Raw genomic sequence first — 22,184 nt, forward strand, 5'->3', positions numbered from 1 at the left:
TGGTCAGACGTTTTCGGAACCGGAAAAGAAGCGACGGATTAATTCCGGCCTGTCTCCGAAATGCACATGGGCGAATGCGGCCAGTGTTTTTTCACGTTCATAACCGCAAACCCATTCGTTTTCAGGATTGGAAGCCTTCCGGATACGGCAGGCGAAAGACGCGTTTTCCAGGGGTTCGGCAAGGGCATGGTGGAATTCATGGGCGGGGAATACGAGACCGCTCTTTTCTTCCACAGTGACGTATCCAAAGCGCTGAAGGCGCTTTGTCATGCGGCAGCGCAAAGGCAGGAAACCGACCATGGGTACACCGTCGATTTCTTCGCCAAGGTACATCAGACCGCCGCATTCCGCATAGCAGGGCAGTCCACCGGAAAGCGCATCGCGGATGCTCCGGAGCATCCCCTGGTTTGCGGAAAGCCCGGAAGCAAAAACTTCCGGATAGCCGCCGCCGATATAGAGACCGTCCAGTCCGGAAGGCAGCTGCTGATCCCGGAGAGGGGAGAAAAATACCAGTTCCATACCGGCACGGGAAAGGGCGTCCAAGTTATCCTGATAATAAAAATGAAAGGCTTCGTCAAGCGCGACACCAAGACGGTAACCGGGGAAGGAAACCGCAGTGCCTGTTTCCGCTAATGCCGGAAGCGCGGGCGCCTGTCCGGCGAGGGAAAGCAGGAGGCTGGTATCCAGCGTTTGTTCCGCCAGGACAGCGGCTTCATCAATCCGCCTGAGCAGATCCGGGGTTTCCTCCGCAGGGACGAGGCCAAGGTGCCGGGAAGGCAGCTCCAGCTTCTGATCCCGGGTCAGGTATCCTGTGCAGGGGAGACCCGTGTAGTGTTCCACGGCGGTACGGATCAGATCATAATGGTGCTGACCGGAAACCCGGTTAACCAGAACACCTGCAATGCCGTTTTCTTCCTGTAAAGACTGGAAACCTTTGACGGTGGCGGCGACGCTGGCGGCCCCGCCGGAGGCGTCCACGGTCAGAATGACCGGCGTTTTTGTTTTTTGGGCCAACTCCCAGGTGGAACAGCGGAGGGTAACGGGATTCAGACCGTCATAGTATCCCATAACTCCTTCGATGATACTGATATCCGCGTCGTTGCGGAGAACCCGGTTCAGGGTTTTATCCGCCATGAGCCAGGAGTCCAGATTATGGGAAGGCCGCCCGCAGACAACACGATGAAATCCGGGATCAATATAATCCGGACCGGTTTTGTAAGGCGCGACGGTTAAGCCCTGTCTGCGAAGAACGGACATGAGCAGCAGGGACGCGGTGGTTTTGCCGCAGCTACTGCCTGTGCCGGCAATCAGTAATCTCATGAGCGCACCCCCGGAATGCCGTACAGCAATGCATTGACGATTGCCGCGGCAACATTGCTGCCGCCCCGGCGGCCCATTGCAACGATACAGGGTATACCGCTGGCCCAAAGCTTTCCCTTGACCTCAACCACGTTGACAAAGCCCACGGGAACGCCAATGACAGCGATATCCGCAGGCGGTGTGTCCAGATTCAGGAGCGGGAGCAGGAACGTGGGAGCATTGCCGCAGACAAATAGTTTGGGTCCCGGAAGCCGGAGGGCTTTTTCCATGCTGACCACGGCCCGGGTCAGGCCGCGGGATTTTGCCTCCCGCATGACTTCCTGATCCGACATATAGCACAGGGCCGAGATACCGAGTTTTGTCAGGGAGGGCTTGCTGATGCCTGTCAGGGCCATGTTTGTATCGGTGATGATGGTGGCGCCGGCGATAAGCATGTTCCGGATCAGCTCCACCACGCCCGGGGTAAAACGCATGTTTTCAGCAAAGCTGAAGTCCGCAGTGGTATGGATGACCCGTTTGACGATGGGCTTGATCTCTTCGGGCAGGGGAACGGTCAGCTCTGACTCAATGATCTCCATGCTGCGTTTTTCAATTCCGGCGGGATCCATGAACGTCACACCGTAATCTGTTTCATTCATCTGTATAGCCTCCGATCCTGTGTCCCTGTCCGTCCAGCATCATGGTATCCACCCGGAGAGCATTGCCGGTGCGGGCAGAGGCGTAACGGGACGCGCTGCGGCACAGGTTATTCCATACACTTTCATATCCGGCTTCACGGATGACGGGAATCAGCCCGTCCAGGGTGACGCTGTTCATTACGGTGCGAAGCAGATCTATTGGCGCATCAAGGAGCGCGAGATGCGCGCAGAGTGCTTCCCGCCGTCCGTCTCCGTAACGGCTGTGAGTCTGCATGCTTCCGCCTGAAACCTTTACCAGTTTTCCGGGCTGCCCGGCCAGCAGGACACGGCGGAAACCCAGCTCTGCGGCACAATCCAGCGCGTCGCCGACAAAGTTGCTGATCTGGACGCAGGTGCTTTCCGGCTGCAGCGCCTGCATGGCTTTTTCACCCTGGCTGCCGAATACAAGCGTGATCTCATCAAGGCCGGAGGTCCTGCGGAACTGCAGTTCCAGCCGGATGGCTTCCACCAGGGATTCCTCGCTCATGGGGCGGACGATACCGGTGGTACCCAGGATGGACAGGCCGCCTTCAATACCCAGGCGGGGATTGAAGGTTTTCCGGGCCATTTCCTCTCCGCCGGTAATGCCTACGGTCACTTCTGCCGCCAGGTCCGGCCAGACAGAGCGTACGGCATTCCGGATCATTTCCCGGGGAACCGGGTTGATGGCAGCTTCACCGATGGGCAGCTTTAAGCCCGGAAGAGTGATGACGCCGACCCCTTCGCCGGCACGGAAGTTGATTTCTCCCGGCGTATTCCCGACTGCAACCTCAGCCCAGACCTCGCATCCGCCGGTGATATCAGGATCGTCTCCCGCATCCTTGATCACAGCACAGCGGTACGGGGAAAGCGGACGGATTTCCGCCCTGTACTCCCGTCCTTCCGGTACGATGATCGAAACACAGGCGGGGCACTCGCCTTCCTTCTGCCAGAGGCAGGAGGCCAGTGCGCAGGCGGCGGCACAGCTTCCGGTGGTAAAGCCTTCTCGTAACTGCTTCATCAGATTTCCCTCGTTCCGGCCAGGGCCAGGGTGATTCCTTCCGCGGCTGTTTTGCCGACCAGCAGGCTGCCGCCGGCCAGCACAGCGGCGCGTTCACACACATTATCCACTCCGGTGGTTTTTTCCACAAAGTCCGAATGAGCAAAGATACCCGGAACCGCGCGAAGCTCATCCGCGGAATAAACCTGAAGGGGAAGATGGTATCTGCTGCAGAAACGCACCAATGCTGGTTCATGCTGCTTGAGATCAATGGTGGCGACAGCCCGGAGGGCGAGCAGGGATACGCTGTTTTCCTTCAGGAAGCTCAGAACTTTCTCCTCAAAGGCTTCCGGATCGATATCCCTCCGGCAGCCGGCACCGAGCACGAGCGTCCGGGGACGGAGCCAGAGCGTGACAGGGAAGGGTGGATCGATCTGCCTTTCGGTAATCGCTACGCCGACATCGTGGCCAGCCAGCATAGCGGAGGAAACGGATTTGATCGCTTCCGGATTCTCAATGGCACAGTCATGCTCCACTGCCCAGGTGTCCGCCGCGGTCATGCCCCGCAGGTCTGTGGCTGTGGTGATGACAGGCACGGCTCCCGTTTTCAGGGCGATTTCCCCGGCGAGCGTATTGGCACCGCCGATATGTCCCGAAAGGAGGGAAATCACATGTTTTCCGGCTTCATCCATGACAAGGACAGCCGGATCGGTGGTTTTGTCCCGGAGCAGCGGCGCGACCGCGCGTACGGCGATTCCACACGCGCCGATAAACAGCAGCGCATCAGAATCGTCAAAATACTTCCGGGTCCACTCCATGACCGGGATTCCCCGATCCACGGGGAATCCGAGCTGCTGCTGCCAGGACTGGCCCCGGTCTGTAAAGGCAATTGCGTGAATGATCATGGTCTGGATGCATCCTCCGTATTTGGAGATTCACTTTTGCGGTACTCATGTGAAAAGGAAGGATCATACAGCTTCGAGCGTTCCACGGTGCCTTCCAGGAACCGGCCGACCAGCACGAGTGCTGTTTTCTGTATATGGGCAGCTTTGTCCGGCAGGTCAGACAAGGTGCCGTGGACTATCTCCTGATCCGGCCAGGAGGCCTTGTAAACAACGACGGCAGGGGTGTTAGGCGCATATCCGCCGGAAATCAGTTCCGCACAGAGCTCCCTCAGCATACCAACGCTGAGGAAAAAGGCCATGGTTGCCTGATGGGCTGCGAGCGCAGGAACATTTTCCTGCTCCGGAACCGCGGTCCTGCCTGCCCGCCGGCTGACGATGACTGTCTGGCTGACGCCCGGAAGGGTCAGTTCACTTTTCAGCGCGGCTGCGGCCGCGTTCAGGGAGCTGACACCGGGGACGACTTCATAGGACAGACCTTCCTGGTCCAGCAGATCCATCTGTTCGTGGACAGCACCGTAAAAGGAAGGATCACCGGTGTGAAGCCGGACGACGGTATCATCATCCCGATGGGCCTTGAGCGCAGAGATTACCTGCTCCAGCGTCATGGAAGCGCTGTTCAGCTTCTCACAGTTCCCGGGGCAGTAATCGAGAAGCTCCGGGTTCACCAGGGAACCAGCATAGATGACAAGGCTTGCCTTCTGTAAAAGCTTCATCCCCCGCAGGGTGATCAGGTCCGCCGCACCGGGACCCGCGCCGATAAAATAAATCATATTTCTCCTTTTATTCCCCGCAAAGATCTGCGGAGAGAACAAAAACAGGATTTTGTGCGCGAAGCATATGGTAATCACCCAACAACTCCGCGCGGGAAACAGCAATCTGAACCGCAGAGAAGTTCTTCTTTTCTCGGAGAAGATCAAAGAACTCCCGGATGCTCTCCAGCGTCACGGCTGTTCCGCACAGCCGTACCGGAGTATCCAGCTTCTCAAGCAGGGAAAGAATTTCAGCTGCATGACCGCCGGTGCCGCCCAGGAAAACATGGGTAGGCGCCGGCAGGTTCTTCAGCGCTTCCGGAGCACTGCCCGCGACAATCTCCGCATTTTGGAGATGGAAATGCCGGATGTTTTCTTCTGTCAGTTTCAAGGCATCCGGATCACGTTCCACAGCGAAAACCTGACCGAAAGGACACTGAAGCGCACACTCCACGGTGACGCTTCCTGTTCCGGAACCGATATCCCAGACAACCGCATCCGGAGTAAGATCCAGTTCCGCGGCAATCTGGGCGCGGATTTCTTTTTTAGTCATGGGCGTTTTCCCGCGCACAAACGCATCATCCGGCAGCGCAAAAGCGCGGGAAGCCCATCCTGCATTGTTGTTTTCGATCAGGGCAACGGAAAGGGAATCGTATACCCGGTCTTCCCAGGGACCGATGCATTCATCCGGATAGGAGATCCTTTCCCCAACCGTTATTTCGGCATTTTCCAGGCCACCGTCACACAGTGACTGCCTGATCCAGCAAGGGTTATGCTCCGCATCCAGAAGCAGCAGCGTCATCCGGCTGGTACGGACAGTATGACACAGTGCGGACGGGGTCAGCTGCTTTCCGTGAGCGGAGAGGATCCGGGCCTGCTGCCAGGGAATACCGAGTTTCGCACAGAAGGCCTGGAGGCTGCTGACGCCCGGATGCACCCGAAGTGCTTCCCGGCCAAAGCGCTCTGTCAGGATGGGAAGCATGCTGTACAGACCGGCGTCTCCCGACAGCAGAACAGCTATGCGAAGTCCTTCCGCACGAAGGGCTTCCATGTCTTCCAGCGCTTTGGAAAAAGGAGTCAGGGGACGGCATGCCGCCGGGTTACGAACCAGGTTTTGGGTCCGTTCCGCACAAAAGACGGCGTCAGCCTCATCCAGTGTCCTGCGGGCCTGTACAGTCAGGAAATCCTCACTTCCCGGGCCTGCGCTTACCACATCAATCCAGTTCATCAGCATCCCTCACGATCTTCAATCCCTGTGATTTGGCAAAAGAGATCAGTTCCGTATTCATCCGGTTCAGGGAACCTTCCGGCGTACCTGCATCCAACAGGACGCCGCAGTCCACCAAAAGCTGTCGGGCGGCTTCGAAATGTTTTGAAGTCATCTCTCCGAAACCGGGAACGATGACTGTATCCCGGGCCAGCGCGCAAGCTACATCTGTCTCCCGGTCATGCCCGAAGAGGATACCTGCGGCAAAGGGAATTCCTTTCTTCTGGAGTTTCCGGTAATGCGGAATACCAAAGCCCCCGCCGCCCACGACAAAGACGCGGGGATTGCCTTCCGGCTTCTTCAGTTCCAGACTGCCGCGGCCGGTCAGATAGCTGCCCCGGTCCAGGTCATACAGATCAGCTATGATTTCATCCCGGAATAATTCTTCCGGTCTGCCGTATTTCCAGACGGTGTCGCCCTTGACACCCATCACATAATCGGAGATTTTTTCCGCCAGATCAATTTCATGCATGGACAGGAGCACCGTAACATTCTTCACACGGGAAACTTCCAGCAGAATATCCAGCAGGTCAATTTTATGGCGGATATCCAAGAAAGAGGTAGGCTCGTCCAGCACCAGGATTTCCGGTTCCTGACAGAGGGCCCGAGCCATCAGCACCCGCTGGCGCTGACCATCACTGATCCGGGAGAAATCCCGATCGGCGATGGCGTCCACCTGCAGCTTTGCCAGCATCTGATGCACGATTCCCCGGTCTGCTTCGGACAGGCGGCCGAATTGTCCGGTGTAAGGGTAGCGACCCATGGCGGCCACTTCAAAGCAGGTCATCATTTCCGGGCGAACGCGGTCTGTCAGAAGAACCGAGAGCTTTTCAGCCAGGCGGTTGTGGGAATAGCGGGACATCGGCTGTCCGTCGATCATGACGGTACCCGCGATTGCGGCAAGCTGCGCGGCAACAGTTTTCAGAATGGTTGATTTTCCGGCACCGTTAGGACCGATCAGCGTGAGAACAGAACCTGCCGGAAGATCAAAGGAGATATCCCGGATCAGCGGCTGTCCCTGGTAACCAACCGTCAGCGCCCTGGCACTGAATGCATAATGATCAGCCATTTTCTTTCCCCCTTTGCCGGTTCAGCATCAGCGCGATGACAACCGGTGCTCCGAACACGGCCGTAACTGTGCTGATCTGCAGTTCAGAAGGTGAAAACGCTGTACGGGCGATCAGATCGCATCCCATGCAGAATACGCTTCCGAAGAGGAAGGATCCGGGAATGATGACCGCAGGTTTGGAGGTGCCGAAGAGCAGGCGCGTGATATGGGGAACAGCCACGCCGACAAAGGAGATGGGGCCTGCCAGGGCGGTGACCACCGCGGAAAGCAGACTGGAAAGCGCAATCAGGGCAATCCTGAAGGCGCGGATATTGACTCCCATGCTGCGCGCGTAGTTTTCTCCCAGCTGGTAGGCTGTCATCGGTTTGGAAAGGAAAACAGCACCTGCAACACACAGGAAAATGACAACAGACGAAAACCCCAGGTTCCGCCAGGAAACGGCGGAGAAGCTGCCCTGGCTCCAGGAATGAAGATTTGCAATGCCGGCTTCATCTGCGAAGGTAACCAGGAAATTGGTCACCGCGGTGCAGATGCTGCCGATCATGATACCGGTGATCAGCAGGGCTGCCATGGAACGGACGCGGCCGGCAAAAAGGAGCACGAAGCCGGTGACGATCAGGGATCCCAGGAAGGAAGCCGCCATGATGGTCCAGTAAGGAGCGTCTGTTGAAGCACGGATGACGAATACCATGACTACTCCGACCAGCATTTTTGCGCCGTTTGAGATACCCAGCACATAGGGACCTGCAATGGGATTGCGGAAGAAGCTCTGGAGCAGGAAACCGGATACGCTGAGGGCACCGCCCAGCAGCGCAGCTGCCAGCAGGCGGGGCAGACGAATCTTCCAGATTACGTCAGCTGCCTTGCTGCCTTCGCCGCTGCCCGCAAAAAGAATTCGGAGGACTTCTTTCGGGGCGATTGCGATACTGCCGGTGCAGGCATTCAGCGCACCCATGATGACAAAGGTCACCACGAGCAGCGCAAAAATGATCCCGAAACGCAGCGTCTGTTTTTTCTGCATCATTTATTCCTTTCCGTATATCCCCTGGGAGTTACCATCCTGCCGTCGATGACACGGGTCTGGCTGTTGCCGATAAAAACTGTGGTAAACATATCCGCCTGATAATCCTGAAGCTCTTTCAGGGTCATGAGGCAAAAGGATTCTTCCGGACGGGCAATATTCCGGGCCGCACCACAGACTGTTTCCGGCGAAGCGTGGCGGAGAATGATTTCACAGGCCCTGCTCAGGTGATCCTTGCGTTTCATGCTTGCCGGATTATACAGGGCAATGCACAGATCTCCCGCAGCGGCATGATCCAGCCGCTTTTCAATTGTTTCCCAAGGCGTCAGCAGGTCGGAAAGGCTGATGACCGCGAAATCATGACCCAGGGGTGCGCCGAGGAGCGCAGCACCGCTCAACGCAGCGGTGACACCGGGGACGACGTTGATTTCAAGACCGGTTCCTTCCGCCAGCTCGTACAGAAGGCCTGTCATGCCATAGACACCAGCGTCGCCGCTGCAGACCATGGCGGCATGCTTTCCGCCCAGTGCTTCAGCAAGCAGCAGGCGGCACCGCTCTGTTTCACCACGCATGGGTGTGGAGATGAACTCCTTGTCAGGAAAAAGCGGACGGATCAGGTCAATATATCCCTGATAACCCGCAATTACTTCCGCATGGCGGAGTGTTTCTGCCGCACGCAGCGTCATTTCATCCGCCGCACCCGGCCCGATTCCAACCACATACAATTCGCCCATTGACTACTCCTTATTGAACCGGCGTCAGGAAGACCATCTCTCCGCTTTCTCCGGTAAGCATCCTGTGCACATCGGTGATAAATGCTCCTACATGGTCTGTTGCCTGATACAGCTCCTTGCCTGCGCACCAGACGTTTCCCTCTTTGACGGCTTTGAAATCAGCCAGGAGATCATTGAGAGCAATCAACTCATCGACAGAGCGGACGGGTTCGCTGATATCCGCGTTATAGATCAGGAAATCCGCGTCTCCGGCCATTGCGTAGAAATCCTCCATGCTGACGGAGACAGACGCATGACCCTGTTCAACCGCCTTCATATCTGCCATGGCATAGTTTCCACCTGCAAGAGCGATCATGCGGGGAATATAGTCCGCGGGGGAGCGGACGACGGCTTCACCATGGACGTTGATATAAAAGAAAGCGACGCTCAGGCCGGTATCCTGATACTCCTGAAGCGCTTCCACCTGTCCGGCAAAATACGCTTCCGCTTCATTTTCCCTGCCGGTCAGTACACCGTACAGCTTAATCCATTCCGTTCTTCCGAGCGGATGGGATTCATAACTGGAACGATCCACAAAAACCGGAATGCCAAGCATTTCCAGCAGCTCCATGACCTTCGGCGCATGGCTGATCATGGTGGATTCAATGGCCATGCCGCAATCATCCTTGACCAGCATTTCATAATCCGGCGTGTCATATTTTCCGGCAAAGAGGATCTTTCCAGCCGCCATGGCATCCGCTGCACGCGGAACAAACCAGCTTTCCTGCCGGAGACTGGAAAACCGGATGAGATCCAGCGCATCCAGCGCGTCAAACAGGGACATGGCCGAGGTGGCGGCAAGGTAGATGTTTTCCGGCTTTTGATCCAGCACGGTAACGGACGGATCCAGCCCTTCCGGAACAGTCATTTCCCGGGGAACCACAAGGTATTTCCCGCCATCCCGGACATCGATCAGGGAATAACCGCCACGGAACCGGCTGACGGTAAAGCCTTCCGCATACTGCAGAGGAAGGTCAGATTCCCATTCGAGCCCGGGAACAACCTGATCCGCCAGGGCATTGACGCGGATGTAAAGGGTATAGCTGATCTCGTGCGGCGTGCTCATGGCCGTTGTGCACGCCAGGATGTCAAAGGACCAGTTGACAGGTGCGGGAATCACGGCAGTGGAAGTGCTGTCATCACAGACAGTGGGATAGGTTTCATCGCCCACTTTGACATACTCATAGTGGGGACTGCTGAATACCACTGTCGCAAGAATTTCTTCCCCAGATACCCGGATTTCCGGACAGGTGATAGTAACCCTGCCGGTTCCGCCGGTGAAGGTGAAATCATCCGGGGTATACAGTTCCCCCGCAGAGGCTGCCGAAACGCAGATAAGCAGGATCAGCAACGGGATCAGTATTTTTTTCAGCATATCTTTTCTGTCTTATTCCTTGTCGTCTTCTTCGATGGGGAGGGGATCACTGACGATAACCTTGTGATCATACCATTTTCCCTTGGTGCCGATCAGGGCGAGGTCAAATTCTTCCTCCAGCACGGGAACCGGTACATCAAAGCCGAAGACTTCCTCCGTGATGCCGTCCGGATAGGTGACCTGATCCAGTGTGGGCTCCAGCAGGACAGCGCCTTCTTCACGCGCATCCTTGGCCAGGCCCGGGAACAGATTCAGGATTTTTTTGGAGATCAGGGTAATGTGAAGCGTCATTGTGCCGTTCTCGACGGTCAGCGTACCCCGGCCGTTACAGGTTTCATTGACCCGGAACATGCTGGAATCGGTGGAGAAAAGAACAGAATAGACGCCGTCAGGCAATGCGGCTTCGGCCTGTTGTGCTTCGGCGAAACAGCCGGACACAGAAAGAATGATCAACAGGGCAGAGAGAACCAGGGACAGGACAGGATTCTTCATAGGTTTCCGTCTCCTTTATGGGTGAAGGATGATTGAAAAAAGGTTCAGTCTCCCGGGCGTTTGCCGGGAGACTGAACCGGCATGTTTTTTATTTGTTGATAACAGCGGCGGTATGGGCAACATACAGATCCTGGATGGCAGGAATCCGGCCCAGACCGGCGATCTGGCAGTCGATGGCTTCGAAGGCATCGGCAGCGGTGAACAGGCTCAGCCAGCTGTCTTCATCCTCGCCGGCCATGTCGTTGTTGGCGTGATCGCCGGCAACAACCATGAGGGGCCGCAGGATAACTTTGGTATAACCGGCTTCCTTCACGGCTTCAATCACAGCTTCACAGGCGGTTTCTTCCGGCTCACCTTCAACGGTGCCGATAAAGACGTTGGCGTAGCCCAGCTGATCCATCTGGGTCTGCATCTGGCTGTAGCTGATCTTTGCAGTGTGGGAGGTGCCGTGACCCATGAAGACGAAGGCAACGCCTGCGGCGGCAGCGGCATCCGCGCTGTCAAATCCAGCATCCGCCACAGCAGCAGCGGTAACAGCCTTTGCGACGGCTTCCTTGTCAGCGTTGATCACGGAAGCATCCGCGCCAACTTCACCCAGAAGCGGTTCGGCCACAGCGACGGATTCGAACTTGTCCTGATACTGTTCCACAGTTTCCATCAGTTCATCGTATTCAGCGCCGTGCATGAGGTGGGTGGGCTGGATGACCAGGGTTTTAACACCGTTGGCGACAGCACGATCCAGAGCCTGCAGGACGTTATCGATTTTCTCGCCATCCCTGGCCTGGACGTGGTTGATAATAATCTGGGCAGTGAAAGCGCGGCGCACGGACCAGTCGGGATTCGCTTCCTGAAGCGCTTTTTCGATGGCGCCGATATCCTTGGCGCGGCTGTCGTTGAAGGAGGTTCCGAAGCTGACAACGAGCAGCTCCTTCTCACCGATTTCATCAGCGTTCAGCGGGTTGTCCAGGGAGGCGTCGCCTGTATCACGGCCGAAATAATCGGGATCGGCTTCTTCACCTTCCACCAGTTCTTTCTGAGCATCGGTCAGCGCGTCCCAGGCTTCCCTGACGGCCTGGATCTGGGCATCGGTTTCCTCGGTCCATTCCTGTACGTAAATGGCATCGATCAGTGCAGCAACGTTGTCAGCAGCGGCCGTGTCGGCATCTTCCGCGAAGGCGGCGGCTGCCGTGCAGAGCATCATCAGTGCGGTCAGGATTGCGAGCATCTTCTTCATAGTATGACCCTCCAGTATTATTGTTTTCTGAAAATGATATGCATCATCTGAAAACGCGCCTCCTTCCGATCAGAAGAGAGACGCGCATATACAAACAAAACCAGTCCGGAGAGAACTCCTCCCGGTTCAATGCGACCATCATTCTCCCTTGCCCAAGAATTCTGCGTCATTGACAGATACGGCAGGTCTCCTGGCTGTGGATGCGGCCTGATCGACCAGACGGATACGCCTTCTCGGGAGCCGGCCCAATGGCATTTGTACCCATCGCTCATCCAATACAGTAATGGCTGTTGCTCCGGCTTTTCACCGGATTCCCTTTTCACCAGAACCCTTCATGGAAATGAAGCTTCTGACACCGTGTCTGCATATTCATTTTTCAGTTTATTATAACACAATACAGATAAGGAAACATATACATTATTGGACGTTTTGCAACAAGTTTTGTACCGGATGAAAGTTTATGCCATTGCCGGAAAGACACGGATGCTTATTTTTCCGGGCAGGAGTATTCCACTGTTTATTTCATGAGAGAAAATGCTGAATTCAACATCGTCCTGTGGTACTATATCAGCGGACGAATTAACGGCCGTTCACAGATGAGAATGCGTAACAGAACAGGAATGGAAATGAAGATCTATTTTGCGCCCATGGAAGGAATGACAGACGGGATCCTGCGCTCCGTTCACCAGAAGATGTTCGGGGGTGTGGATGTATACTGCCTGCCCTTTCACAAACTGACACAAACCATGTCGCTGCTGACACGGGAGAAAAGGGACATTGATCCGGAGGAAAACAAAGGATTGAATGTGCTGCCCCAGGCACTGACGAGGGATCCGGAACAGCTGCAGACCTGGCTGGAATACGTCAAAGGGCTTGGATATGCCTGTGCTGATCTGAATCTGGGATGCCCTTCCGCGACGGTGACAAAACGGGGAAGGGGCAGCGGGATGCTGCGGGATCCGGACTTCCTGGAATCATTCCTTGACAGCGTGTTTTCCAGAACCCTGCCTGTTGGATTATCCGTCAAAACCCGGATCGGATATGAACAGCCGGAGGAATGGGGGCGGATCCTGGATATTCTGGCAAAGTATCCGTTTGACCATGTGACGATCCATGTGCGGACGATGAAGGAACTGTATACGGAGACACTTCATCCTGAAGCATTCGAGGAAGCAGTGCGGAAAGGAATTTCCCATCCCGTCTATAACGGAAGCCTGCGGACGGCAGAGGATGTGGCAGCATTGCAGGCCCGCTGTCCGGAAACGGAGGCTGTGATGATCGGCCGCGGACTGCTGGCCAATCCGGCCCTGGCCCGGCAACTGCGGGGCGGGGAAGAGGCAAGCAAAGAGGAACTGGCTGCATGGTATAGTGCCCTTTATGACGGCTGGGAGCAAAGATTCGATCCGGTGACAGCACTAGGAAGAATCAAAAAGCTGATGGAGTGGCCGAGCGAGGGTGATATCCGGCGCAAGCGCCTGCTGAAACGAGCCAAAGATATCGACGGATGCATCCGGGCGATACTGAATAAAGAGTGATTGACTGGAGTGAAGAAAACGATGATTTTACTGGTGGTTGATGTTCAGAAAGGTATAACCGATGAAAGACTGTATGCCTTTGATACCTTTATTGACAGGATAACGCGGCTGATCGACGCCGCCAGGAAAAGCGGGACTGAAGTGATTTACTTCCAGCATGACGACGGTCCCGGAACCGGTTTTTCCATCGGAGACGAAGCCTTTGAGATTGCCGGGCAGGTAACGCCAGAAAAGAGCGAAAAGGTCTTTTTCAAGACGATTAACAGCTGCTTTGGCAACAAAGATTTTGCGGAATACATGGAGCAGCAGGAAGACAAGCGCCTGATGATCATCGGCCTGCAGACGAATTTCTGCATTGACGCTACGGTGAAATCCGCTTTTGAAAGAGGATACCGGGTAATCATTCCCGAGGGAACCAATTCCACCTTTGATAATGAATACATGAACGGAGAAACCACCTGCCGGTACTACAATCAGTTTATGTGGCCCGGACGGTTTGCGGAATGCATCTCCTTTAATGAAGCGATCAGGATGATCACAAAATGAAAGAAAGCCCCGGATCCAGACGGATCCGGGGCTTTGTTCTGTTAAACAGATTATCCTTTGACAGCGCCGGCCATCATACCCTTGACCAGCTTGTCTTGGAAGATAATAAACATGATGACTGTGGGCAGGGCCGAAAGCGTCAGCACCGTCAGGATCAGCGGCGTATCCTGGGAGTGTTCGCCCTTGAAAGCGCCCAGTGCCAGGGGAAGGGTCTTCACACGGATATCATTCAGGAAAGTATTTGCGAAAGCAAATTCATTCCACATACCGACCGCATTGTAGATTGCCAGGGTGGACAAACCGGCCTTGGACAGCGGCAGAATAATCCGGAAGAACATGTTGTACTTGTTGCATCCGTCAATTCTGGCCGCTTCCTCCATCTCTGACGGGATTGTCATCATGAAGCCTGTCAGGATAAAGACGGACATGGGCAGCGCGAAGGCAACATATGGTCCCAGCAGTGAGAACAGATTGTTTATCAACCCCATCTGGTTGGTCATCTGATATACCGGGATCAGCGTTACGTGCATCGGCACGGACATCATGGCCACGATGCCGGCGTACAGGAAGCCGCGAAGCTTAAACTTCATCCGGGCCAGCGGATAGGCTGCAAAGGAGGAGATGATCAGCATCAGCACCAGGGAAATGCTTACGATGAACAGGGACCGGAAGAAATAACCGAAAAATCCGTTGGTGATTACGTCCGGATAATTCTTGAAATACCAGGGGTCCGGGAAGTGCAACACGCCCTGGCGGCCCATCATCTTCTTATCGCGGAAGGAGTTCACGACCATGAAAACGAAGGGCCCTACCGTAACGACAACCCAGATCACCGCAAGGGTAATCGCAACACCCCAGGCGATGCGGCTTTTTGTTTTTTCCCGCTGAGGATTAATGATTTTATTCATATCAGTAATCCTCCTTTACTACAAAGACCTTCTGGAAGAGCAATGCTATCACGGTGATCAGGATGAACATACCGCCCGCAATTGCCGAACCGTATCCCATATTGAACTTCTGGAAAGACGTCTTGTACATGTACGTCGCCATCAGTTCTGTTCCATGGTTGGGACCGCCCTGCGTCATATTCCAGATCAGGTCGAAATACTTCAGGGAACCGATCAGGGACATGGTGCATGCCGTTTTGAAAATCGGTCCGAGAAGAGGAATCGCAACTTTAAAGATATATTGCCGACGGTTCGCACCGTCGATCACGGCCGCTTCGTACAGGGAAGTATCAATATTGGAATACCCTGCGATGAAGTACACCATGTAGAAAGGCGTATACTGCCAGGCGACAACGCCGATAACCGCATACAACGCATGCGGATTCTTGCCTAGCAGGTCCACCATCGTTCGTTTTCCATTGACGAGGGTGGCTATGCCGGATATCAGACCTCCGTTGGTGGCCAGCAGATAATAGAACAGGAAACCGACCGCAACGGAACTCATCAGGTACGGAAGAAACCAGAGAATCTTAAAGATATTGGATTTTCTGCCGCTGGCGTCCAGGAAGGTGGCCAGCGCCATGCCTAGAGGAATCTGGATCAGGATGGAGCATACCATCAGGATCACATTATGCAGGAACGAAGTCCAGAAAAGTTCATCCTGGATCAACGTCTTCCAGTTATCCCATCCGACGTTGATCTTTTCAGCTGTGTAGAATCCGTTCCACTTCAGCCGGCTGATCAGGAAGGTCTCTACGATCGGATAGATCATATAGACGATCAGCAGTGCGACAGCCGGGAAAAGGAAGATCGTTGCCGCGATTGCGGTGCTGCGCGCATCCCTTTTCGCCATGCCCTGCAACTTAGCCATTTGTGTTTCCTCCTTCGGGGAGTGTGGTGCATGAATTAATCAAGGAATACCCGCAGGAAAGATTCCTGCGGGTATTCCATTAAAAGTTAACCGTTTGCCGGATTATTCAGCACGGGCAGCAGCCATCGCGGCATCCTGAGCCTGGCCGACTTCTTCGGGGGTCTTTTCCAGTCCGAACAGGGCGCCCATCATATCCTTATGAACTTCCGTCACGGAAGCCGGCAGATACTGGTCATACCACAGCTGGACGTTGGAAGCGCCGAAGAACACGTCGATAACGACCTTGTTGTTGGGATCGTCAACATTTTCATAGCCCTTGATGGAGGGAGTGTTGCCGCCTTCAACCTGGATCGCGTTGTAGGTATCGTCATTGTAGTACTGGGTTGCCAGCACATAGCAGGCCTTCAGCTTTTCTTCATCGACCTGAGTATGCTCAGCGTCGAGCCAGCAGTTGAAGGAGAAGCCGTTACCGATGGCAGTACCGATTTCAACGTTCTGGGGAACACCGGCAGCCTGCGCTTCTTCATCAACCGGGAAGCGGAAGACGCCCAGATTGTCATTGTAGAACTCTTCGTCATCGTTCTTGATACCGGCAACCTGCCAGGAACCATGCAGCATCATCGCGGCAGCACCCTGGATCAGCAGAGCCCGGTCATCGTTGTTGTCGGGAGCCATGGAGTTGAATCCTTCATTGAAGTAGCCCTTCTTGACCCAATCCTGGATCTTCTCACCGGCATAGATGAAAGCGGGAGAAGTGAAGGAACCGGTTCCGTCATAAGCAGCGTCGAATTCGGCATTGCCGGAATGACGGGCGACCAGGTACATATAGTACATGGAGCCGGTCCAACGGGGCAGGTTCGCCAGGGAGAAGGGATAGTAGCCAGCTTCCTTGATCTTGTCGCAGGCAGCTTCCAGTTCAGCGATCGTCTGAGGAACTTCGATTCCGAGTTCATCGAAGATGGCCTTGTTGTAGAAGATGTCACAGCCGGACAGGCCGCCGAAGGGTATGGCCAGAACTTTGCCGTCGAAGGTGGACTGAGCCACAGCGGCATCGATGAATTCCGGATGATCATAGGTGTTGAACAGCTCGGTGATATCATTCACGCAGCCGGATTTGTAATATTCGGCCATGGGACCGCCGCCCCAGTGGATGTACATGTCGGGCTGGCCTTCCTTAGCAGAGAAGGCGACCTGCAGATCCTGCTTGTAGGTGTCATTGATCTTGTGGACCTGGTCGACCTTGATGTTCGGATAGTCCGCCATGAAGCGGTTAACCGCATCTTCCTGAGCCGTTCTGCCAACGCCTTCAGTGGCGATGTCCCAGAGCAGAATGGTCATGGGTTCAGTGGTCAGCTCAGGAATATTCTTTCCACTTTCTGCCAGGGCAGAAACAGCGGAGAGAACCATCAGGGCTGCCAAAACGAGTGCCAGAAACTTTTTCATACTGAGTCCTCCTATTGAATTTTGGACGGATAATGCCTTCCGTCCTTTGATGATTTGATTATAGGATGCGTAAACGTTTGCTACAAGGTTGAAATTTTATCAACCTTTTTACACATTTTTACTGTTGCCCCATTTCCTGACCGGAAAAAGAAAAACCTCCGACTTAATCAGTGAAGAATGCAAAATTATTGCAGTTGTTTATTTCGAACGGGACTTGACAGCTAATTCGAATTAGCCTACAATTTGGCTAATTCGAATTAGCCTAAACTGAAGGAGGATTTATGGATACCAAAGGCAGGATCCTGGATGAGGCGCTGACACTTTTTTCTGAGAAGGGTTATGCCAATGTGTTTGTCAGTGAAATTGCAGAGCGGGTCGGAATCAAAGCCCCGTCGCTGTACAAACATTATGAGAGCAAACAGGCCATATTTGACGCGCTCATCAGGGAAATGAACAGCAAGTTCCTGAAACAAGCCGGTGCTCTTCATATCCAGGGCGATGACGCCGCACAGGACGCGGCGATCTATAAAGGCCTTTCCGAAGAGCAACTGATTCAGCTCGGAAAGGATCTGTTTCATTATTTTCTTTACGACGACTATGCCAGGAAATTCCGGAAGATGCTTACGATGGCAGCATATCACGATAAAGAGCTTTCGGAAGCCTATATGAAGCATTATGTGGATGATCCCCTGTCATACCAGGGCCTGCTCCTGGGGCTGATGGTCCAGGAGGGCGTCCTTCACACGGAAGATGTGGAAATCATGACGCTGCATTTTTACGCACCTATTTATATGCTGCTTACAGCCTGTGACCGTGATCCTGACCGGGCAGAAAGCGCAGTCGGAATCCTTGAAAAGCATATCCGCCAGTTCAACAGGCTGTATGGAAGAAAAACAGATTAACCGAAAAACAGGGGAGAAAAGCATTATGAAAATTGTCCTGATCCACGGCCAGAACCATAAAGGCAGCACTTACCATATCGGCAGGATGATCGCAGAAAAAATCAGCGGCGGGGAGAATCCGGTGGAGTTTTTTCTTCCCCGGGACCTGAATCATTTCTGTACCGGTTGTTACGCATGCGTGGAAGAAGTAGAAAAATGCCCGTTTTACGAGGAAAAGAACAGGATTATGGCGGAGGTTGAAACCGCTGATGTACTGATATTCACAACGCCTACCTACGCCCTGAGGGAATCCGCCCCCATGAAGAGTTTCATTGACCTGACATTCAATTACTGGATGTCGCACAGACCGAGAAAATGTATGTTCAGCAAAAAGGCCGTCGTTGTTTCGACGGCTGCGGGAACCGGCGCGAAGAAAGCTGTGAAGTATGTAGCAAACGTTTTGTTCTACTGGGGTGTTCCACATGTATGGACATACGGAATCAGCGTCCAGGCGATGAACTGGAACGGGGTCAAAGAAAAGAAAAAGAGAAAAATCGAAAAACAGACAGCCAGAATTGCGGACAACGTGGTGAAGAAGACGGCTAAAGCAGGCTTAAAAACAAAAGCCGTATTCATGCTGATGCGAATGCTGCAGAAGGCGGATCTTGCCTCGGGCGAGCCAGACAAAGCGTATTGGGAGAAGAACGGCTGGCTGGGCAAAGACCGGCCCTGGAGATAAAAACTGTATATCGGAGACTTTACCGAATAAACCAGATTATATGAATTATGGATATCCGGCAGCTGTGCCGGATTGACGGGAGGCAAGTATGAACAGAACAGTATCCATGGCCGGTGCGGCAATTACAACAGTCACTGTTTTTCTTTTTGCGGTATGCATTCTCTGCGATTTTATCTTCGGCTCCTATATTGTCTGCATGTTCCTGCCCATTGGCTATATGATGATAGCGGCAGGGCTGCATCATGAATGCGGGGAGAAGACAAAGGTTTCTGCCAATATCGGTATGATCCTTGCAGGGGTCTATGCCGTGCTGATCCTGCTGGTCTACTTTGCACAGACCACTACGGTCCGGACAGAGATCCTGACTGACCAGGCATCCCGGATTTTGAATTACCAGCGGGGCGGCCTGCTGTTTAACTATGACCTGCTGGGTTACGGCATGATGGCGCTTTCCACTTTCTTTATAGGCCTGGCTATGAAGGCGGAAAATAAACCGGACCGGTGGCTGAAACGGCTGCTTATGACCCACGGAATCTTTTTCCCAGGCTGCTTTTTCATGCCCATGACCGGGATGTTTACTTCCATGGCGGAAGGCAGGAGCGGAAACGGCGGTTATATCGCGCTGCTGTTCTGGTGTCTTTACTTCATTCCGATCGGAGTTCTTGCCTGGAGGCATTTCAGCAGCCGTGAGACATGACGGAAAAGCGATGCACTGAAGCATGAAACGATCCCGGGAACAAAGCGTTCCCGGGATTTTGTATGATTTTCGGACGTTATTTCTATGCGATGTTTTTCGTGAGGGAGCGACAGATTTGGAGAAGGGGGCGGCCAGGGGATTATGGCTGTCAGCGGTTCAGCAGGGATCGGTAATCAGAGGGGGTAATGCCCTCATATTTCCGGAAGGCCCGGTTGATGGTCAGGGGAGAAGCGTAACCGACGAGATCGCAGATTTCTTTCAGGGTCGCATCCGGCCGCTCCGACATGATCTCTTTGGCAAGACGGAGCCGCTCCCGGTGAATATAATCCAGTAGGTTTTCACCAGAGGCTTTCTTAAACCGCTTGGAGAAGTAGGAAGGACTCATGTCAAAATGATCGGCAATGACGGAGATGGAAAGGGAAGGATCGGTGATGTTGGCGTTGACATAATCCACAAACTGCAGGTCCTTCGTGACGGAGGGCAGGTCCTTTTCCCCTGAAGCGCCGGAGGCGAGGGAGGAAAGGGCCGACCGGATCCGGGCCAGCATGCTGTCCAGGTTGGGCACCGTCCGGAGCGAATGGATATCAAAAGCATGGCGCACACTGTCCTCCACACCGGAGGGCAGGTCGCCCAGGGAGGAGGCCATCAGGTTCACAACGCCCAACAGGCGGATCCTGCCTTCCTCGGGGGAGCATTTACGGAGCGAAAGGGCATCCACGACCTCCGGCCAGGTGGATTCGGCGGAGAGATAATCACCGGTGGACAGGTTGCGGCAAAGCTTTTTCTCTTTTTCCAGCAGTTCCGGGAAGGACAGGGTGTCACTGGCTGCGGCGGGAATCTGGTCATAACGACAGACGGAGACGTCCGTACCGATCAGTTCCATATAATCCGCTGCCTCCCGGCATTCGCGGAAGCAGGTGGTGATGGAAACGACGCCGCTGTGCAGGCTGCTGACGGCTGCGGTCAGGATAACGCCGAAGGTGTCGCGGAAAAAGTCCCGGACCTGCATAACGTTGGTGAGCGTGTCCTTCCAGATCTGCTCCTCGGGCAGGGAATCCGGCAGGGAAACGATGCAGGCAACATTTTCCTCAACCTCCACCGCGTAGCGGGTGCTGCCGTTATCCGCCAGGCGGTCAATGGCAGTGCGGATGATCTCATCCAGGCGGCTGAGGGCTTCCGCGTTCTGCATCAGCAGGGGAGACTGATCCTCCCGCCGGACATCCTCCACGGCGTAGAGCACGACCAGGAAGCGTTTGCCCACAAAACGGATGCCGTTGTTTTCCGTATGGCGGAGGATGATCTCCTCCTTCCGAACGTTGCCGAAAAGAATGCCCTGCAGCAGCTGGGTGCGGACCCGTTCCTGCAGGCGCTCGTTCTCCAGGTTGGAGGTGGCGTGGTTCTGCAGGATGACTGAAATGGCCTCGGACATCATCTCATATTCATTCCGGTTCGCCGCGTGCACGGCTTCGGCACCGGAACGGCTGAGGCTGGAAAGCAGGGAGGCGTTGAGCTTTTCAATCGGGGAATACTGCCTCCGGGTGAAATAGCGGATCAGGAACCAGCCGAAAATCGCGAAAAGCAGCGCGCAGACCAGGTATCCGAAGAAGAGGGACAGGGTCTGGCGCAGGAAGCGGTCCTTCGGTGTTTCTGTTTTCAGCTGGAAATCAATTCTGGTGCTGTTGCCGATGGGCAGGAGCATCTCCTGCATGGCGCCGCTTTCGGGGGGAACGGAGGAGGCGGAAAGCATGGCGCCGTTTTCACCGACCAGGGTATGATACAGGCCGCCGTTTTCGGAAAATTCATCCATCAGGCGGACCGCGGTTTCACTCCGAAACTCGGTGACTACAATGACGTCCGAGATACCGCCATGGGAGGACAGGCGATTGGCAATCAGGATATGGGGCTTGTTGTCCAGGTCCCCCGTAATGAGCGTTACGATTTCCTTGGGAACGGAGGCCAGGAAGGATTTCCAGGCCGGGAGGGACATACCCAGCCGATCCTTGAGCATATAGGCCGCATTATAGTTATAATAGACGCTACGGGGATCCATCATAGTGCCGCTGCGGAGGAAACAGAGATAGATGGACTGGATATATTCGGAAGTGACGGTGGCTTTGGGAAGCTGCTTCTGCAAATCCCGCAGGAGCAGGATATCAGAGGTGGAGAAGGAATCCGGATTGACCATGGAAAGCTGCCTGGTGTTTTCGGAAATCAGCAGGCGGGTGTTGTTGGACTGGATTTCCTCCACATAAGCAGAAAACACCCGGGAAAGCTCAGTGGAAGTGGATTCCACGTGACGGGCGTTTTCCTTCTGCAGCTGCAGCACCGCGGTGGTTGTCATCAGGACGGTCAGGATGAGGGGCAGGAGCAATACGATGAGATAAGAGTATAATATTGTTTTGGCAACGGGACCTTTTTTCCAAAAGAAAAGCTTCCCACGGTTCTCCTGATCTTTCATATTGACTTCTCCTGCCTTCAAAGTAGGATCAGTTTAGCTGTTTCGGGGTGGATTGTCAATTGACCCAGGACTGATTCTGATAGACAGGAAAAAGATGATAGATGGACAGAAAGGACAAAAAACGACCTTTTTGTGCAGATTTTGACAGGCGGGAAAAATCTGATGGTTGCAGGGGAAAAAGAATCGTATATACAATGCAGCCAGAC

At 54.4% G+C, this 22,184-nt stretch carries 21 protein-coding genes and 1 riboswitch; of the genes, 5 read left to right on the plus strand and 16 right to left on the minus strand.

From position 1 onward, the window contains the following. Positions 1-3: 3 nt before the first annotated feature. The 12 genes from JYE49_RS14680 to JYE49_RS14735 form a co-directional block, all read right to left on the minus strand. Positions 4-1,320, minus strand: coding sequence for a cobyrinic acid a,c-diamide synthase CobB (locus JYE49_RS14680; protein WP_093956871.1), 1,317 nt, complete (start codon positions 1,318-1,320; stop codon positions 4-6). Next, on the minus strand, positions 1,317-1,958 hold the full coding sequence (locus JYE49_RS14685; RefSeq protein ID WP_283399349.1) for a precorrin-8X methylmutase: 642 nt from the start codon (positions 1,956-1,958) through the stop codon (positions 1,317-1,319). Before JYE49_RS14685 ends, JYE49_RS14680 begins: the two co-directional genes overlap by 4 nt. Then, positions 1,951-2,997: a cobalt-precorrin-5B (C(1))-methyltransferase CbiD gene (cbiD, locus tag JYE49_RS14690; protein ID WP_093956870.1), complete on the minus strand. Its 1,047-nt coding sequence runs from the start codon at positions 2,995-2,997 to the stop codon at positions 1,951-1,953. Before cbiD ends, JYE49_RS14685 begins: the two co-directional genes overlap by 8 nt. Further along, positions 2,997-3,881, minus strand: coding sequence for a cobalt-precorrin 5A hydrolase (locus tag JYE49_RS14695; protein WP_093956869.1), 885 nt, complete (start codon positions 3,879-3,881; stop codon positions 2,997-2,999). The genes cbiD and JYE49_RS14695 overlap by 1 nt, the downstream gene beginning before the upstream one ends. Then, positions 3,878-4,651, minus strand: a complete 774-nt coding sequence (gene cobM / locus JYE49_RS14700) for a precorrin-4 C(11)-methyltransferase (RefSeq protein ID WP_093956868.1) — start codon at positions 4,649-4,651, stop codon at positions 3,878-3,880. Before cobM ends, JYE49_RS14695 begins: the two co-directional genes overlap by 4 nt. Before the next feature lie 10 nt (positions 4,652-4,661). Next, entirely contained in the window at positions 4,662-5,858 is a 1,197-nt protein-coding gene (gene cbiE, locus JYE49_RS14705; RefSeq protein ID WP_179217287.1) for a precorrin-6y C5,15-methyltransferase (decarboxylating) subunit CbiE, read from the minus strand. Then, positions 5,845-6,966, minus strand: a complete 1,122-nt coding sequence (locus JYE49_RS14710; protein ID WP_093956867.1) for an ABC transporter ATP-binding protein — start codon at positions 6,964-6,966, stop codon at positions 5,845-5,847. The genes cbiE and JYE49_RS14710 overlap by 14 nt, the downstream gene beginning before the upstream one ends. Next, positions 6,959-7,990 (minus strand): iron chelate uptake ABC transporter family permease subunit, encoded by a 1,032-nt coding sequence (locus JYE49_RS14715; protein ID WP_283399348.1) that lies wholly within the window; start codon positions 7,988-7,990, stop codon positions 6,959-6,961. Before JYE49_RS14715 ends, JYE49_RS14710 begins: the two co-directional genes overlap by 8 nt. Further along, complete coding sequence (gene cobJ, locus JYE49_RS14720; RefSeq protein WP_093956866.1) at positions 7,987-8,721, minus strand: precorrin-3B C(17)-methyltransferase; 735 nt, start codon at positions 8,719-8,721, stop codon at positions 7,987-7,989. The genes JYE49_RS14715 and cobJ overlap by 4 nt, the downstream gene beginning before the upstream one ends. A 10-nt stretch (positions 8,722-8,731) precedes the next feature. Then, entirely contained in the window at positions 8,732-10,135 is a 1,404-nt protein-coding gene (locus JYE49_RS14725) for a TroA family protein (RefSeq protein ID WP_093956865.1), read from the minus strand. A gap of 12 nt (positions 10,136-10,147) precedes the next feature. After that, positions 10,148-10,627, minus strand: coding sequence for a hypothetical protein (locus tag JYE49_RS14730; RefSeq protein ID WP_093956864.1), 480 nt, complete (start codon positions 10,625-10,627; stop codon positions 10,148-10,150). An 88-nt stretch (positions 10,628-10,715) separates the two neighbouring features. Continuing rightward, positions 10,716-11,852 carry a sirohydrochlorin cobaltochelatase gene (locus JYE49_RS14735; protein WP_346763111.1) on the minus strand — a complete coding sequence of 379 codons (1,137 nt, stop codon included), beginning with the start codon at positions 11,850-11,852 and terminating at the stop codon, positions 10,716-10,718. 172 nt (positions 11,853-12,024) lie between these two features. Further along, positions 12,025-12,236: riboswitch (cobalamin riboswitch) on the minus strand. A 149-nt stretch (positions 12,237-12,385) separates the two neighbouring features. Here JYE49_RS14735 and JYE49_RS14740 point away from each other — a divergent pair. Together JYE49_RS14740 and JYE49_RS14745 are read left to right on the plus strand one after the other, a co-directional pair. Further along, complete coding sequence (locus tag JYE49_RS14740; RefSeq protein WP_093956862.1) at positions 12,386-13,396, plus strand: tRNA-dihydrouridine synthase family protein; 1,011 nt, start codon at positions 12,386-12,388, stop codon at positions 13,394-13,396. Positions 13,397-13,417: 21 nt separating this feature from the next. Further along, complete coding sequence (locus JYE49_RS14745; protein WP_093956861.1) at positions 13,418-13,942, plus strand: isochorismatase family protein; 525 nt, start codon at positions 13,418-13,420, stop codon at positions 13,940-13,942. 50 nt (positions 13,943-13,992) lie between these two features. Here the strand turns inward: JYE49_RS14745 and JYE49_RS14750 are convergent, their stop codons facing one another. The 3 genes from JYE49_RS14750 to JYE49_RS14760 all read right to left on the minus strand — a co-directional run bounded on the left by JYE49_RS14750 (position 13,993) and on the right by JYE49_RS14760 (position 17,203). Further along, entirely contained in the window at positions 13,993-14,850 is an 858-nt protein-coding gene (locus JYE49_RS14750) for a carbohydrate ABC transporter permease (RefSeq protein ID WP_093956860.1), read from the minus strand. A gap of 1 nt (position 14,851) precedes the next feature. Beyond that, positions 14,852-15,760, minus strand: coding sequence for a carbohydrate ABC transporter permease (locus JYE49_RS14755; protein ID WP_093956859.1), 909 nt, complete (start codon positions 15,758-15,760; stop codon positions 14,852-14,854). A 102-nt stretch (positions 15,761-15,862) separates the two neighbouring features. Next, the gene (locus JYE49_RS14760; RefSeq protein WP_093956858.1) at positions 15,863-17,203 is read right to left on the minus strand and encodes an extracellular solute-binding protein; all 1,341 of its coding nucleotides are present in this window, start codon (positions 17,201-17,203) and stop codon (positions 15,863-15,865) included. Positions 17,204-17,484: 281 nt separating this feature from the next. Between JYE49_RS14760 and JYE49_RS14765 the strand changes: the two genes are divergently transcribed. The 3 genes from JYE49_RS14765 (at position 17,485) to JYE49_RS14775 (ending at position 19,520) form a co-directional block, all read left to right on the plus strand. Continuing rightward, a complete protein-coding gene (locus JYE49_RS14765; protein ID WP_093956857.1) occupies positions 17,485-18,105 on the plus strand; it encodes a TetR/AcrR family transcriptional regulator in 621 nt (206 codons plus the stop codon). A 25-nt stretch (positions 18,106-18,130) separates the two neighbouring features. Further along, positions 18,131-18,823, plus strand: coding sequence for a flavodoxin family protein (locus tag JYE49_RS14770; RefSeq protein ID WP_093956856.1), 693 nt, complete (start codon positions 18,131-18,133; stop codon positions 18,821-18,823). An 88-nt stretch (positions 18,824-18,911) separates the two neighbouring features. Then, positions 18,912-19,520, plus strand: coding sequence for a hypothetical protein (locus JYE49_RS14775; RefSeq protein ID WP_093956855.1), 609 nt, complete (start codon positions 18,912-18,914; stop codon positions 19,518-19,520). 148 nt (positions 19,521-19,668) lie between these two features. Here the strand turns inward: JYE49_RS14775 and JYE49_RS14780 are convergent, their stop codons facing one another. After that, a complete protein-coding gene (locus JYE49_RS14780) occupies positions 19,669-21,978 on the minus strand; it encodes a helix-turn-helix transcriptional regulator (RefSeq protein ID WP_093956854.1) in 2,310 nt (769 codons plus the stop codon). Positions 21,979-22,184 lie beyond the last annotated feature (206 nt).

This window comes from Aristaeella hokkaidonensis (genome assembly GCF_018128945.1).
Taxonomy (GTDB): domain Bacteria; phylum Bacillota; class Clostridia; order Christensenellales; family Aristaeellaceae; genus Aristaeella; species Aristaeella hokkaidonensis.

Bases quoted from the DNA above. Each gene is read 5' to 3' on its own strand.
- JYE49_RS14680 (WP_093956871.1), bottom strand. From the start codon at position 1,320: ATGAGATTACTGATTGCCGGCACAGGCAGTAGCTGCGGCAAAACCACC.
- JYE49_RS14685 (WP_283399349.1), bottom strand. From the start codon at position 1,958: ATGAATGAAACAGATTACGGTGTGACGTTCATGGATCCCGCCGGAATT.
- cbiD (WP_093956870.1), bottom strand. From the start codon at position 2,997: ATGAAGCAGTTACGAGAAGGCTTTACCACCGGAAGCTGTGCCGCCGCC.
- JYE49_RS14695 (WP_093956869.1), bottom strand. From the start codon at position 3,881: ATGATCATTCACGCAATTGCCTTTACAGACCGGGGCCAGTCCTGGCAG.
- cobM (WP_093956868.1), bottom strand. From the start codon at position 4,651: ATGATTTATTTTATCGGCGCGGGTCCCGGTGCGGCGGACCTGATCACC.
- cbiE (WP_179217287.1), bottom strand. From the start codon at position 5,858: ATGAACTGGATTGATGTGGTAAGCGCAGGCCCGGGAAGTGAGGATTTC.
- JYE49_RS14710 (WP_093956867.1), bottom strand. From the start codon at position 6,966: ATGGCTGATCATTATGCATTCAGTGCCAGGGCGCTGACGGTTGGTTAC.
- JYE49_RS14715 (WP_283399348.1), bottom strand. From the start codon at position 7,990: ATGATGCAGAAAAAACAGACGCTGCGTTTCGGGATCATTTTTGCGCTG.
- cobJ (WP_093956866.1), bottom strand. From the start codon at position 8,721: ATGGGCGAATTGTATGTGGTTGGAATCGGGCCGGGTGCGGCGGATGAA.
- JYE49_RS14725 (WP_093956865.1), bottom strand. From the start codon at position 10,135: ATGCTGAAAAAAATACTGATCCCGTTGCTGATCCTGCTTATCTGCGTT.
- JYE49_RS14730 (WP_093956864.1), bottom strand. From the start codon at position 10,627: ATGAAGAATCCTGTCCTGTCCCTGGTTCTCTCTGCCCTGTTGATCATT.
- JYE49_RS14735 (WP_346763111.1), bottom strand. From the start codon at position 11,852: ATGCTCGCAATCCTGACCGCACTGATGATGCTCTGCACGGCAGCCGCC.
- JYE49_RS14740 (WP_093956862.1), top strand. From the start codon at position 12,386: ATGAGAGAAAATGCTGAATTCAACATCGTCCTGTGGTACTATATCAGC.
- JYE49_RS14745 (WP_093956861.1), top strand. From the start codon at position 13,418: ATGATTTTACTGGTGGTTGATGTTCAGAAAGGTATAACCGATGAAAGA.
- JYE49_RS14750 (WP_093956860.1), bottom strand. From the start codon at position 14,850: ATGAATAAAATCATTAATCCTCAGCGGGAAAAAACAAAAAGCCGCATC.
- JYE49_RS14755 (WP_093956859.1), bottom strand. From the start codon at position 15,760: ATGGCTAAGTTGCAGGGCATGGCGAAAAGGGATGCGCGCAGCACCGCA.
- JYE49_RS14760 (WP_093956858.1), bottom strand. From the start codon at position 17,203: ATGAAAAAGTTTCTGGCACTCGTTTTGGCAGCCCTGATGGTTCTCTCC.
- JYE49_RS14765 (WP_093956857.1), top strand. From the start codon at position 17,485: ATGGATACCAAAGGCAGGATCCTGGATGAGGCGCTGACACTTTTTTCT.
- JYE49_RS14770 (WP_093956856.1), top strand. From the start codon at position 18,131: ATGAAAATTGTCCTGATCCACGGCCAGAACCATAAAGGCAGCACTTAC.
- JYE49_RS14775 (WP_093956855.1), top strand. From the start codon at position 18,912: ATGAACAGAACAGTATCCATGGCCGGTGCGGCAATTACAACAGTCACT.
- JYE49_RS14780 (WP_093956854.1), bottom strand. From the start codon at position 21,978: ATGAAAGATCAGGAGAACCGTGGGAAGCTTTTCTTTTGGAAAAAAGGT.